Source organism: Kocuria sp. SL71, from assembly GCF_026672465.1.
GTDB classification, from domain to species: domain Bacteria; phylum Actinomycetota; class Actinomycetes; order Actinomycetales; family Micrococcaceae; genus Kocuria; species Kocuria palustris.
The window spans coordinates 2455580-2468551 of record NZ_JAPPRE010000001.1 but is presented as its reverse complement, the minus strand read 5'-3'; the positions used below and the strand labels follow the sequence as shown (position 1 = coordinate 2468551).

General features: G+C 69.8%; 12 protein-coding genes. 4 read left to right on the top strand and 8 right to left on the bottom strand.

From position 1 onward, the window contains the following. Window positions 1–224: 224 nt before the first annotated feature. Complete coding sequence (locus OVA15_RS11250) at window positions 225–1805, top strand: helicase HerA-like domain-containing protein (protein ID WP_268145032.1); 1581 nt, start codon at window positions 225–227, stop codon at window positions 1803–1805. Here OVA15_RS11250 and OVA15_RS11245 read toward each other — a convergent pair whose 3' ends face one another. Both OVA15_RS11245 and OVA15_RS11240 read right to left on the bottom strand, forming a co-directional pair. Next, a complete protein-coding gene (locus OVA15_RS11245; protein ID WP_268145031.1) occupies window positions 1806–2552 on the bottom strand; it encodes a hypothetical protein in 747 nt (248 codons plus the stop codon). It abuts the gene before it with no gap. An 84-nt stretch (window positions 2553–2636) separates the two neighbouring features. Beyond that, window positions 2637–3326, bottom strand: a complete 690-nt coding sequence (locus OVA15_RS11240; RefSeq protein ID WP_268145029.1) for a hypothetical protein — start codon at window positions 3324–3326, stop codon at window positions 2637–2639. A gap of 689 nt (window positions 3327–4015) precedes the next feature. Here OVA15_RS11240 and OVA15_RS11235 point away from each other — a divergent pair. Both OVA15_RS11235 and OVA15_RS11230 read left to right on the top strand, forming a co-directional pair. Beyond that, window positions 4016–4222: a cold-shock protein gene (locus OVA15_RS11235; protein WP_006214589.1), complete on the top strand. Its 207-nt coding sequence runs from the start codon at window positions 4016–4018 to the stop codon at window positions 4220–4222. A 202-nt stretch (window positions 4223–4424) separates the two neighbouring features. Next, entirely contained in the window at window positions 4425–4760 is a 336-nt protein-coding gene (locus tag OVA15_RS11230) for a hypothetical protein (RefSeq protein ID WP_058871560.1), read from the top strand. Window positions 4761–4865: 105 nt separating this feature from the next. Here OVA15_RS11230 and OVA15_RS11225 read toward each other — a convergent pair whose 3' ends face one another. Continuing rightward, window positions 4866–6128, bottom strand: a complete 1263-nt coding sequence (locus OVA15_RS11225) for a phospholipase D-like domain-containing protein (RefSeq protein WP_053446697.1) — start codon at window positions 6126–6128, stop codon at window positions 4866–4868. 103 nt (window positions 6129–6231) lie between these two features. On the opposite strand from OVA15_RS11225, the gene OVA15_RS11220 reads away from it, so the two are divergent. Beyond that, window positions 6232–7623: a YihY/virulence factor BrkB family protein gene (locus tag OVA15_RS11220; protein WP_268145026.1), complete on the top strand. Its 1392-nt coding sequence runs from the start codon at window positions 6232–6234 to the stop codon at window positions 7621–7623. Window positions 7624–7641: 18 nt separating this feature from the next. On the opposite strand, the gene OVA15_RS11215 is transcribed toward OVA15_RS11220, so the two are convergent. The 5 genes from OVA15_RS11215 to OVA15_RS11195 all read right to left on the bottom strand — a co-directional run bounded on the left by OVA15_RS11215 (window position 7642) and on the right by OVA15_RS11195 (window position 12779). Next, complete coding sequence (locus OVA15_RS11215) at window positions 7642–8946, bottom strand: hypothetical protein (protein WP_268145025.1); 1305 nt, start codon at window positions 8944–8946, stop codon at window positions 7642–7644. Between the two features lie 154 nt (window positions 8947–9100). Continuing rightward, window positions 9101–9697 carry a hypothetical protein gene (locus OVA15_RS11210; RefSeq protein WP_204782565.1) on the bottom strand — a complete coding sequence of 199 codons (597 nt, stop codon included), beginning with the start codon at window positions 9695–9697 and terminating at the stop codon, window positions 9101–9103. A gap of 191 nt (window positions 9698–9888) precedes the next feature. Continuing rightward, complete coding sequence (locus OVA15_RS11205) at window positions 9889–10467, bottom strand: hypothetical protein (RefSeq protein ID WP_268145022.1); 579 nt, start codon at window positions 10465–10467, stop codon at window positions 9889–9891. A gap of 81 nt (window positions 10468–10548) precedes the next feature. Next, a complete protein-coding gene (locus OVA15_RS11200) occupies window positions 10549–11832 on the bottom strand; it encodes an ABC transporter permease (protein ID WP_024289390.1) in 1284 nt (427 codons plus the stop codon). Then, window positions 11829–12779, bottom strand: a complete 951-nt coding sequence (locus tag OVA15_RS11195) for an ABC transporter ATP-binding protein (RefSeq protein WP_006214596.1) — start codon at window positions 12777–12779, stop codon at window positions 11829–11831. The genes OVA15_RS11200 and OVA15_RS11195 overlap by 4 nt, the downstream gene beginning before the upstream one ends. Window positions 12780–12972: the final 193 nt, after the last annotated feature.

Sequence of the window (12972 nt, the reverse complement as noted above, 5' to 3'; positions counted from 1 at the left end):
CGCACCACCCCTTCGCGAGCGTGACGTGCTCGGTCGTCATGTCCGTGCTCGAGTGCGGCATCAGGGGTGATCGGGCGGCAGGATAGGCGCATGTCCTCCCTCACCTCCCCCGGACGTCGTCGGCCCCTCGCCGCCCTCGCCCTGGCCGTCGGACTCGCCCTGAGCGCGCGCCGGACGGTGCACAGCCCTGCCGTCGGAAAGCACTCGTGTGTAGGCTCGGCGCCGTGACTGATCAGACGCATGACGATGCCCAGCTCGACGCCGTCCGCTCCGGCTACGCCTTCTCCGGACCAGCCCTGAACCTGGGGGCCGCGGTCTCCGGCGGCACCCCGGTCCCGGACGCGCAGGTCGGCCTGCCCCTGGGTTCCATGAACCGCCACGGGCTGATCGCGGGAGCCACCGGCACGGGCAAGACCAAGACCCTGCAGGCCATGGCGGAGCAGCTCTCGGAAGCCGGGGTCCCAGTCTTCCTCTCGGACATGAAGGGCGATCTCTCCGGGCTGGCGGCGGAGGGCCAGCCCAGCGACAAGATCACGGAGCGCGCCCGCAGCATCGGCCAGGAGTGGACTCCCACGGCCTCCCCGGTCGAGTTCCTGGCCCTTGGCGGCGAGGGCAGGGGCGTTCCGATCCGCACCACGGTGACGTCGTTTGGCCCGGTCCTGCTGTCCAAGGTCCTGGGTCTCAACGACACCCAGGAGTCCGCCCTGGGGCTGATCTTCCACTACGCCGACCAGGCCGGTCTGGCGCTGCTGGACCTCAAGGACCTGCGCGAGGTCATCATGTTCCTCACCTCGGAGGAGGGGAAGGACGAGCTGGACGGCATCGGCGGCGTCTCCAAGCAGACCGCCGGTGTGATCCTGCGCCAGCTGACCACGTTCGCCAACGGCGGCGCGGAGGTCTTCTTCGGCGAGCCCGAGTTCGACACCCGCGACCTGCTGCGCAAGGCAGAGGACGGCCGCGGCGTCATCTCCTGCCTCGAGCTGCCGGGGGTGGCCAGCCGCCCCGAGCTGTTCTCCACGTTCCTGATGTGGCTGCTGGCGGACCTCTTCCAGGACCTGCCGGAGCTGGGCGATCCCGAGAAGCCGGAGCTGGTGTTCTTCCTCGACGAGGCCCACCTGCTCTTCGACAACGCCTCCAAGGCATTCCTGAGCGCGATCGAGCAGACGGTGCGCCTGATCCGCTCCAAGGGCGTGGGCATCTTCTTCGTGACCCAGACCCCCAAGGACGTGCCCGGCGACGTCCTGGGGCAGCTCGGCAACCGCGTCCAGCACGCGCTGCGCGCGTTCACCCCGGACGACGCCAAGGCCCTCAAGGCCACGGCTCGCACCTACCCCAAGTCCGAGTACGACCTCGAGGAGCTGCTGACCCAGCTGGGCACCGGCGAAGCGATCGTGACCGTGCTCTCCGAGACCGGCGCGCCCACCCCCGTGGCCTGGACTCGGATCCGCACGCCTCGCAGCCTCATGGCCACCGCCCCGGAGCAGGTCTTCGACTCGGTGATCTCGTCCTCGCAGCTGGCGCCGAAGTACTCGGAGGCCGTGGACCGCGAGTCCGCCTACGAGATCCTCACGGCCCGCCTGCAGAAGGGCCAGGACCAGGAGGCGCCTTCGTCTGAGGACGACGACCGTCCCGCCCGCGAGGCGACGCCGCAGACGGGGCGCCGCGACGATGACCGCCACGACCGCGGCGACGGCGGCGGCTTCCTGGACAACCCCGCCGTCCGCTCGATGATGCGCTCGGCCGGCACCGTCCTGGGCCGGGAGATCACACGCACGCTGTTCGGCACCGCGCGGCGGCGCCGCTGATCAGGAGGAGCCGTCGGCCTGCCCGGGCGTCGTGAGCTCTCCGTCGCTCACGCCGAACCGGCAGCTGGCGGCTCGCTGGGCGATGCCCGGGGCGTCCGCATCCTCCTCGAGCAGGATCAGCGTGTGAGTGCCATCGGCGACCTCGCCCAGGCGGGCTCTGCCGTCGTCGTCGACCCGTCCGCTGCCCTGCTGCCCCGGGCCTTCGAGCCACCACTGCGCCGGGCCCGGTGCAGCCTCCTGCTCGGCGAGCACTGCCACCGCGCTGCCCTCATCGATCTCGAGCTCCTCGAGAGACAGCCCTCTCGACTGATCGAGCGCCGGATCGCTGATCACGCCGCCGCTCTCGCCGACGACGACCCGCGAGCTCGCCAGCCCGGAGATGCGGCCGGAGGAGTCCACGGACACCAGTCCGACCGCGTACTCGCCCTCCTCGAGAGCCTCGGTGTGCGCGATCCCGCCGGTGAGCACCTCGGTGCGCACGATCTCGCCGTCGTCCAGATCGGCGATGCGCACATGCACGCCAGGCGGCAGCTCGCGGAGAGGGATGTCGCCGTCGGGCGCCTCCTGCGCCTCGTCGGAGGGCTCGGTGCGCAGCGCCGAGCCCCCGATGCCAGCGGTCGTGATCGTGAGCTGATCGCTGTCCGAATCGGCCGTGACCTGGACGTCCATGGCTGCGGGCGACGAGCACTGCGCGCCCTGCCCGCCCGACGGCGAGCTGCTGCCCGCCGAGCATCCGCTCAGCATCATCGCGGCCGCCCCCGTGAGCGCCAGCACCGCTTGCCGCCCCGACCTTGTCACCGAACTGCCCCCCGCTGCTCCTGCCATGTCCCCCTACCGTCCTGCCGCGAAGTCCCGCAGTCTCTGTGAGCTGCTCACCTGCAGCACGTGCTCGGACTCCTGGCCCTCGTAGAAGATGATGTCCATCCTCGCGACCCCCGGAGCAGCGATGGCAGCCACCAGGTCCCGCCGAGCCCTCTCGCCTTCGTCGCTGTAGATCCACTCCCAGACATCGGAGCACGTCCGCGACGGCGCGGCGCCGGGCACGGAGAGCTCGATCCGCGATCTCGGCCCTCCTGGCCCGGGGATCGGCCGCACCAGCACCTGATCTGCCGGGGCATCGAGCTGCATGACCTGCCCCCGCAGAACCGCGATCAGCTCCTTCGACGCGCTGCCGAGCAGCGTGCCGACGGTCTCGACCCACACCGAGGCATGGGTGAGCAGGCGGGAGAACCGGCTGCGCTCGTCGAGGGCATCGAACCACAGGCCGATGCTGCCGGGCCCCAGCTCCCTGTGCTCGACCTGCAGGCGCAGGCCCCTGACCGTGCGCTCGGCCTGCTGTGCATGGACCACGGCGTCGAAGGCTGCGGCGAAGATCCGGGCGATCCCGGCTCGGGAGCGCTCGATCGTGGCGGGCTCCACGTGCGCCGGCTGCCCCTGCTGATCGAGCACGCGGATGCGCACTCGCCAGGCGGTGGGACTGTTGGTGAGGTAGGGGTCATCTGCACGCTGACCGGGAGTCATGGGCCGGCGCCTCCGGGTCTGGGACGACGGGGCCGCCGTCTGCGGCAGCTCCTGAAGGGGTCCAGTCAGGGTATCCACCGGCCGCTGCAACAGGCTGCCCGGAGCCCTCGAAGGCCGTCCCCGCTAATGGCGACAGACGATCTCTGCATTCTGTGTCCGCCCAATGGAGCCCAGATGAGAAGAGAGCCGTTCGGCGCCAGGCTCTGGCGTCGAACGGCTCTCTGTCTGTCCCCCTCCCGCACCGATTCGCTCCAGATGGACGACGCACCACCACCGTCCTCCCGGTGCAGGAAGCTCCAGCGGCGCGAACCCTCCAGTCGACGCCGCTGCCCTCGTTGCCGAGGTGATGACCACTCAACACCGCGCACCTGAAGCAGTCCTGGACTCGACTTGCTCCCCGGCGGGGGAAGCACTGGGGATTGCCTGAACACCGCATTCGGCCCCGATGTGATCGGCGGCACGGCCTTATCGCCGAATCGGAGGTGAATTCTTGCCCTCGGCCCTCCGCACCGTGTCCGACTCGTGTACCGTCGATACTAGTTGTCGTACGACCCCCGCTTTTGACGGGACCACTGCCGCGCACCCAGCGGTCGACGTAGTCCACTCGGATGTAGTCATGTGGAGCACGACGGCACGCGAGCACCGAGAGTCGGTGCTTCGCCACCGTTCCGGAAGGATCGACCAGAACAATGCAGACCGGCACCGTCAAGTGGTTCAACGCCGACAAGGGCTTCGGCTTCATCAGCCCCGATGACTCCCAGCAGGACGTCTTCGCTCACTTCTCCGCCATCAACGGCAACGGCTACCGTTCGCTCGAGGAGAACCAGCGCGTGGAGTTCGAGGTCCAGGAGGGCCCCAAGGGCCTCCAGGCCGCGAACATCACCGTGATCAACTGATCACCTGATACTTCGCTGAAGGCGCCCGGTGCAATCGCACCGGGCGCCTTCAGCATTCCCGGATCGCGCAGTGCGCGCTCGACGGCCGTGTCCCGCGACCGGACCAGCCGCAAGCCGGGTGACGCGGGATACGCTGGGACCAGAAGCCGGGCGGCGACGCCCCGGCCCACACGTCAGCCCCACGAGCACAGAGGAGTCCCACGTGCCGCACAACTCCATCCCCGGACACGGCGAGTTCCACGAGACCCCCGCAGCCGGCACCCCCACGGCCATCGCCGCTCAGCACGCCGGCACCACCGCCGACGCCTTCGCGGCCGAGCACGGCCAGCCCGCGATCTCGGACCCGAATGCCGCAGCCCGCGGCCCCCTGGGCGATGACCGCTCCGACGCAGGCTCCGCCGACCGCCGCGGCGGGCGCCGCCGTGCCGGGCGCAGCCCCTGGTACGACGACGACCGCTTCGGCCTGGCCGTCTCGGGCATCGTGATCATCGGCGGGCTCGTGGCTGCCTGGTACGTCCACCGCGCCGACGAGGACTGAGGCCGCAGACGCGCTGCTCGCAGCAGCGCCCGAAGGGGGCGCCGGCAGATGCCGGCGCCCCCTTCGTCGTCCCCGCCCCCTCCAGCCCGCAGGCTCAGGCAGATCTCAGAGCAGCGGTCGCAGGGGAGCCAGCGCCAACTCCCCCATCCAGGCCAGCGGATGACGCTCGTCCCACTCCTGCTTGGTGATCCGCCAGCAGTTCTCGCTGTCGAACTCGAAGATCCGCTCCATCACGGCCGCGAGGTCGTGGTCGACGATCTCGATGTTGACCTCGTAGTTGAAGCTCAGGGACAGGCGGTCGATGTTCGCGGTGCCGATCGTGGACCAGACGCCGTCGATGGTGGCGGTCTTGGCGTGGATCATGGCGTCCTTGTAGAGCAGGACGGTGATGCCCTCGCGCAGCAGCTGCGCGTAGAACCCGCGCGAGGCCCAGTCGGCCAGGACGTGGTTCGAATCCATGGGGAACATCAGACGGACGTCCACGCCGCGGTTCCGGGCGCGGATCAGGGCATCGAGGATCTGCTGGTCTGGGATGAAGTAGGCCGTGGAGATGTAGATGGACTTGGCCGCCTGGTCGATGGCCTGCAGGTACATGTTGCGGATGGGGTAGACGCGGCGCACGGGCATGTTGGTCAGCACCCGGATCCGGGACTCCCACTCCACCGGATCCAGACGGGCGATGGGCTCGCAGCCCCCGCGCCGCACCGCGATCGAGTTCCAGGAGGACACGAACGCCTGACGCAGCAGCCACGAGTCCGCGCCGCTGATCTTGAGGTGGGTGTCCCGCCACTCGGTGGCGTACGTGGAGCCCAGGTTGTAGCCGCCGACGTACGAGTACTCGTCGTCCACGATGAGCAGCTTGCGGTGGGTGAGGCCGCTGGAGCGCAGGGGGGTCACGAGCAGCTGCGGGCGCACCACGGGGAAGCGGTAGTGCTCGACTCCCGGTCCGAACCGGTAGAACCGCGGGTCCACGACCATGTTGCCGACGCCGTCGTACATCACCTTCACGTCCACACCGCGAGCGCCTGCGCGGTTGAGGGCATCCAGGAAACGCTTGCCGTAGTCATCGCTCTTCCAGAGGTAGGTCTCCAGGTACACCGTGCGCTCGGCGGCATCGATCGCGGCGATCATGTCGTCATAGAGCTCCGCGCCGAAGGTGAAGACGTCCATGTCCGAGCCGGCGACGTCGGCGGCGTAGTGCCCCGGCTTGGGGAAGCCGGAGCGGGTCTTGCGGCCGCGCTTCTTCACGGCGTCGTAGCCGACCAGGGTCGCGATGGTGGCGAACTGGACGCCCACCACCCCGACAGCGGCTCGCGTGGCGGTCGTGGTGATGGCGCGTCGCAGCGGCTGGGGGATTCTTCCGAGCATGCCTCAGAGCCTACGCGAGCCGCGCTGGGAGGATCGTGGGAGGATGGCCCCCGTCCTCCCCGCCCCTTGTGAGTGGGCACTCGAGCCCTAGGGAACCGCCAGCGTGACCCGTTCCGTGACCCTCCAGCAGCCCCGCCTCACGGTGCTGCACGTCATCCGGCGAGCGGTCATGAAGCTCATCTACATCCAGGTGTGGGACCAGGCGGCGTCCATGACGTTCTTCCTGCTGCTGTCGATCGCCCCGCTGCTGATCTCGCTGGTCTCGATCATCAATCTGCTGGGACTCGAGGAGTCCGTGCTGCGCGGAATCGTCGACCTGGTGAGCGTGCTCTTCCCGCCCGTGGACCCCGGCGCCCTGACCGACGCGCTGCACTCCCTGAACCCCGACGGCGGCACCGTGGCCGGAGCCGTCCTGGGATTCATCGGCACGCTGATCGCGGCGTCGAACTCCGTGGCGGCCTTCCACCGCTCCATGCACCGCATCTACGACACCCGTGAAGGCCGGCAGTTCCTGCCGTTCCGCACGATCGTGTTCTTCGAGACCATCGCGCTGCTGGTGGCCGTGGCGGCCGCGGCTCTGCTGATCACGGTCGGCGGGGACATGGCGGCGGCGCTCGGCGAGGCGCTGGGCTTCGACGAGACCGTGGTGGCCGCCTGGAACCTCCTGCGCTGGCCGCTGCTGCTGTTCGTGCTCGTGGTCTACGTCAACGTCGCCTACCACATGGGCCCCAACGTGGAGCTGCCGCGGTTCGGGATCATGAGCGCCGGGTCGCTGGTGAGCGTGGGCGCCCTGTTCGCGATGGCCGTGCTGCTGGGCTGGCTGAGCTCGCTGGCCGGGACCGTGGACGCGCTGCTGGGCACCCTCAACGGCGTGACGATCCTGCTCGTGCTCGCCTGGTTCGCCAGCATCGTGCTGATCGCCGGGGCCGCCCTGGATGCCGAGCTGCTGCGCGCCCGCCAGCTGGCGATCGGGCTGCGCGCCTGGGATCGCATCGACCTGCGCCCCCGCAACCGCTGGACCCTGGACTTCCTGCGCGAGGACCGCCGGATGGCCGGCAAGCTCGGGCGGATCGTGGCCGACAGCGCCCTGGACGATCTGCCGCGGCGGCTGCCCCGCTCGCTGTGGCTCACCGAGGCCGACAGCCCCTTCGCCGTCACCGGCACCCCGGCCATGCAGGAGAGGCTCCGGGAAGCCGCCGACGAGGAGCGGGCCCGGGAGGAGTCCCCCGAGGCCGACGAGAGCTCAGCCCAGGCCTTCCGCGTGGCGCTCGTGCACAGCTGGGACGAGCTGCGCGGGGCCACATCCCGCGCCGTGCACCGCGGCGGGTCCACGGCCGTAGGGGCGCTGCAGCACCAGCTCGATCGACGCCGTCGCGCAGCTGAGGCCGGCACCGCACCGGAGCAGTCGTCCCAGGAGCCGGCTTCGGCCGAGGAGCCGGGAGACGACGACGCCCCGGTCCGTGCCGAGGGGCAGGAACCGGGGCGTCGGGGCTGATCGCTCAGCCGAGGATGATCAGCGAGCGGCCGGTTTGGCCTTGATCGCCTGGATGATCCACATGATGTTCACGGCGATGAACGCCAGACCCACAAGGATCACCAGGACGGCGACCCAACCGTAGGCGAAGGCCGAGATGAAGGCGAACAGGGCGCCGATGGAGCCCAGGATCGCCAGGATGATGCCCATGATGCGACCGGCACCCGGCTTGCGGGTCAGCAGGACCAGCACCACGGCGTAGAGGATCGCGGCGACGATCCAGCTGATGATGTTGCCGGGCTGGATAGCCCATCCGCCCTCGGTGGGCGCGGCGATGCCGAACATCTCCTCAGCATCCTGCAGCGAGCGCGCGTAGGCCATGGTGGTGCGCCCGAGCACCTGGACGATGCCCAGCAGCAGGTACAGGCCCGCCGAGGCGAAGAGCAGGGTGCGCAGTCGGCCGAGGTTGGCGAACGCCCCGCCCGTGGCGGCACCGCCGGCTGCGGCGTTCCCGCTCCACTGGTTCCCGCCGGCGGCGGGCTGGTACTGCGGCGACTGGCCGCCTCCGCCGGACGGCTGGTACTGCGGTGCCTGGCTGCCAGACTGCCCGCCGTACTGCTGGCCCCCGTACTGGGGGGCCGCGGACTGCTGCCCACCGCCGTACTGCGGAGCCGACGGCTGCTCGCCGTAGGGGCTGGCCGGCGCGCCGGAGCCGTAGGACGGCTGGCCCGACCCGTAGGACGCGTGCTCGTTCGACGACTGGCCCGAGCCGTAGGACGGCTGCTGCCCGTACGGCGACGACGGCTGCTGGTCGCCGTAGGCCGGGGACTGCGAACCGTAGGAGGGGGCCGAGGACTGGCCGTACGACGTCTGCTCAGGTGCCTGTCCGTAGGACGGCGCCTGCTGCGCGCCGGGCTGGCCGTAGCCCTGCTGGTCCTGAGCGGAGTAGGAGGGCTGATCCTGGTTCGCAGCACCGTACGATGGCTGCTCCTGCGCGGAGGCGCCCTGGCCGGTGGCGTCGTAGGTCGGCTGCGAGTACGACGGCGCTGCGCCCTCACCCGAGGCCGGAGCCGCCGTGGAGCCGGAGCGCTGTGCGCCCGCTGCGCCGGCCTGGTCCGCTGCCGGCTGCTGCGAGCCGTAGGCGGGCGCGCTGTAGCCGCCCTGCTGCGCGGCGGGATCCGCGCTCTGCGCGGACTCGTCGGCCGCATCCGAAGTGCGCACGGCCTCGGAGTCGGACGGGGTCTGCTCCGCCGGGGTGCCGTACTGCGGCGCCTGGTAGCTGGGGGCCTCGTACCGGGGCTGCTCGCCCTCGGGGCGGGCGTCGTCGTGGGGGTTCTGCGACACGTCATGCTCCTTGATCGTGTGGTGGGTGGTCCCGGCGACGGCACGTGCCGCGCCCCGGCTCTGGCGCAAGCCTACTGAGACCGGTGCTGACCCGCTTCACTTGACGCAGAAAAGGCCGCGCGGCGGCAGGGGGCGCCTCGCGCGAGCCGCGCACTCAGCTGAGCTGATCGCCGCTGAACCACCGGGCCACGCTGCGGTTGAAGGCCAGCACCAGCCAGTAGACGTCCACTGCCAGCTGGACGATGCTCAGCAGGAGCGCGACGATCCCCAGCGCACCGCCGGCTGTCAGCGGGACCCCCAGGATGATGCCGATGCCGGTGCCGCCCAGCGAGAGCACGATCGAGATGATCACGAGCACGATGCCCAGGATGCGGGCCCAGTTCTGGCTCTTGAACAGGCCGATGATCACCACGAGGTAGAGCGCGACCGTGATCAGCAGGCCGACGATCCCACCGACGATGCTGGCGACCCCGCCCGCGGAGGACTCCTCGGCCAGCTCCGCGGACAGGCCCATGCTCCTGTAGTAGTCGATCATGTCCTGCTGGAACGCCGCGGTCTGCGCGATCAGGATCCCGAGCAGCGACCCGATCACCGCGAGGATCAGCGAGAGGACGGCGACCTTGCGCAGGGTGTCGACCTTCTCGGGCTCGGGCCGGTCGAAGGACTGCTGAGGGCTGTAGGCGGCCGTGCCGTATCTGCTGCCGTCCCGACCCTGCTCATAGCCCTGGCCGTACTGAGGGGTGTTCGTCATGGCATCTCTCCTGGTGGTGCGGACATCCGGCGTCGGGAGCAGGGACCGAAGCGCCTCCGACCCGCTCGCTTCTGCGCGGTCCCCCGCTGTGCGCCCACCCTACTGAGACGAGCGATCCCCCGCTCCCGGGACGGCCCGGAGGCCGTCGAGGGAGCGGGGGATCGCTCGCGCTGCGGGTCGCGAGCCTCGGCTCAGCGCGCGCTCTTGAACCACTCGGCCACGCGGCCGTTGAAGGCCAGCACGAGCCAGTAGATCGTCAGGGCCAGCTGGACCACGGTGAGCACCAGCGAAACAGCACCCAGAGCGCCCCCGGCCATCAGCGGAACGCCCGTCACGGCCCCGATGCCGAACGACCCGATCATGCCGACGATCGACAGGATCGCGAGCACGATGCCGAGGATGCGCGCCCAGTTCTTCTCCTTGGACAGACCGGCGATCACCACGACATACAGCGCGACGGTGACCACCAGGCCCAGCAGCGGGCCCACGAATCCGCCCTGCACCGACTGCTCCGCCTGTTCCGCAGACAGGCCGACGCCCTTGAAGTACTCGATCATGTCGTTCTGGAAAGCCTGCGTCCGGCTCAGGATCATGCTGAAGACGGAGCTGATGACCGAGAGGATGAGCAGGCCGATCGCGACTTGGCGAAGGGTGCCGACCTTCGCGGGCTTGCCCTGGTCGAAGGACTGCTGGGGGCTGTAGGCAGCGGTGCCGTACTTGTTCCCCTGGCCGTAGTCGGGGCCCGGAGCGTTCTGAGGGGTGTTCGTCATGACATCTCTCCTTGTGGTGCGGACTTCTCGGATGGGAACCAGGAGCCGGCGGCCGAGCGGGGAGCCCGGCCGCCGGCGTCATCACTCGTAGCGCAGCGCCTCGATCGGGTCCTTCTTGGCGGCGCGAGCCGCCGGGAGGGTGCCTGCCAGGAAGGCGATCAGCATGATCACCAGGACGATGACCAGCAGCTGCAGCGGGGCGATCGCGTAGAGCGACAGCCCGGAGACCTCGGCCAGAGCGCCGCCCTCGCCGGTGAGCACCGCGTTGGCGATCGAGCCGACGGCCACGCCGCCGATCACGCCGGCCACGGAGCCGAAGACGCCGATCAGCACGGCCTCGGCGGAGAACAGGCCGAAGATCTTGCCGCCGGACATGCCCATGGCCTTCATCAGGCCGATCTCCCGGGTGCGCTCCTGCACGGACATCAGCAGCGTGTTCACGATGCCGAAGCTGGCGGCCAGCAGCGCGATCAGCGCGAAGCCGTTGAGCACCCAGGTCACCGCGTTGATGATGCCCTTGAGCGCGCCGATCTGGTCCTCGACCGTCATGCCGATCATGTTCTCGTCCATCAGGGCGGACTTCACGGCCCCCTGCTGCTCGGTGTCCGGGACGCTGGCCACGGCCTGGATGTAGCCCTCAGGCTGCTCCTCGACCATGCCGGAGGTCTGGTAGTCGTACAGCTTCTGGTTCAGCTGATCCGACGGGGTCGGGGATCCGCCCTGGCCGGAGGCGAGCTCCTCGGTCACGCCGGTGATCTCGGCCTCGAAGGTCTTCTCCTCGCCCACGGCGTTCGACAGCCCGATCTGGACGGTTCCGCCCACGGCGTCGTCGTCCGAGTCGTAGCCCAGGGGCTCGACCCACGACTGCGGGATCGTGATCTCGTCGGCGTCGGAGGCGGGAGCCTCACCGGCCATGTACGAGTAGGCCTCCACATCCGTGGGGAAGCCCATGGTGAGCTGGTACTGGGATCCGTCCTCGGACTCCAGGAACGACGGCTGCACGAAGACCACCGGCTCCACGGACTCCACGCCGTCGATGCCCTCGACCTTCTCGATGTCCTTCTCGGTGAGCATCTCCGAGCCGCCGAACATGCTCGAGGCCTGCGCCGCCTCGGGGTCGTACTCCTGCGGGCCCTCCTGCGAGGTGCCGGAGGCCTGATCCGCCGTCTTCATGACGTAGATCTGGTCCTCGCTGCCGAATCCCTGCAGCAGGGTGTCGATGTACTTGTTGATGCCCACGCCCAGACCGGAGGTCAGGGTGAGGGTGAAGGCGCCGATGAAGATCGCGACGACGGTCAGCAGCGTCCTGGCCTTGGAGCGCAGCGTGTTGCCCGCTGCGGTGGCGACGATGTCGGTGGACTTCATCGACGGTCTCCCTTCGAGAAGAGACGGCGCAGGCCGCCCTTGTCAGCGTGCTTGGTCTGCTCGGCCTGGGCCTTGGCCGCATCGGCCTGCGGCTGCGGCTCCCCGCGGTGGGCTCCGTCTCCGTCGGGGATCTGCGCCCACGGTCCGGCCGCCGCTGTGTCCTGAGCTGCGGCCGACGGGGCCGGGGCGGGCTGCTCGGCAGCTGCGCCCCGGCCCGGAGCGGCCGGCTGCGCCGGGGAATCCGTGCTCACGGAGTCGTCGTGGTCCTGGACGGAGGTGATCTCGCCGTCGACCAGGTTGATCCGGCGGTCGCAGCGGGCGGCGAGGTCGTCGTCGTGGGTGACGATGACCAGCGTGATGCCCTGCTCGCGCTGCAGGCCGAAGAGGATGTCCTCGACGACCTCGGAGGTGCGGCTGTCCAGGTTGCCGGTGGGCTCGTCGGCGAAGATCACCGACGGCTCCGTGACCAGCGCTCGGGCGATGCACGCGCGCTGCTTCTGCCCGCCGGAGAGGTTCGTGGCCTTGTTCGCGGCCTTGTCGGCCATGCCCAGGCGCTCGAGGGCCTCCATGCCCTTGCGGTTGCGCTCGGATTTGCCCACACCGGCGATCTTCAGCGGCAGGACGACGTTCTCGAGCACCGTCTGGTTCGCGTTGAGGAAGAACTGCTGGAAGACGAAGCCGAAGCGCTCGTTGCGCAGACGGTTGATCTCCTTGGTGCTCAGCTCGGAGACGGGGCTGCCGTCCAGCGCCACGACCCCCTGGCTGGGCCGATCGAGCAGCGCCATGAGGTGCATGAGGGTGGACTTGCCGGAGCCCGACTTGCCGACCACGGCCACGGACTCGCCGCGGTGGATCTCCAGCGTGAGTCCCTTCAGCGCGTCGAAGCGCGTCTCGCCCTTGCCGTAGACCTTGACCAGGTTCTCGGTCTCCAGGACCGGGGGTTCCATCGTGGTGCCTCCTGTGTAGGGGGTTGTGCGTCGCGGCAGCCGGACTCGAATCCGGTGGTGCCTTCCGCATCAGCTGTGCGCCATCCTCCCAAACATGCGCACCTGACGGCATCAGGCCAGAGAGTGAACTCTCGGGGCCCTGCTGGGCCCCGGCTCATCCTTTCTGGGGAGGCCCGCGCGTCCTGCGGGGCGC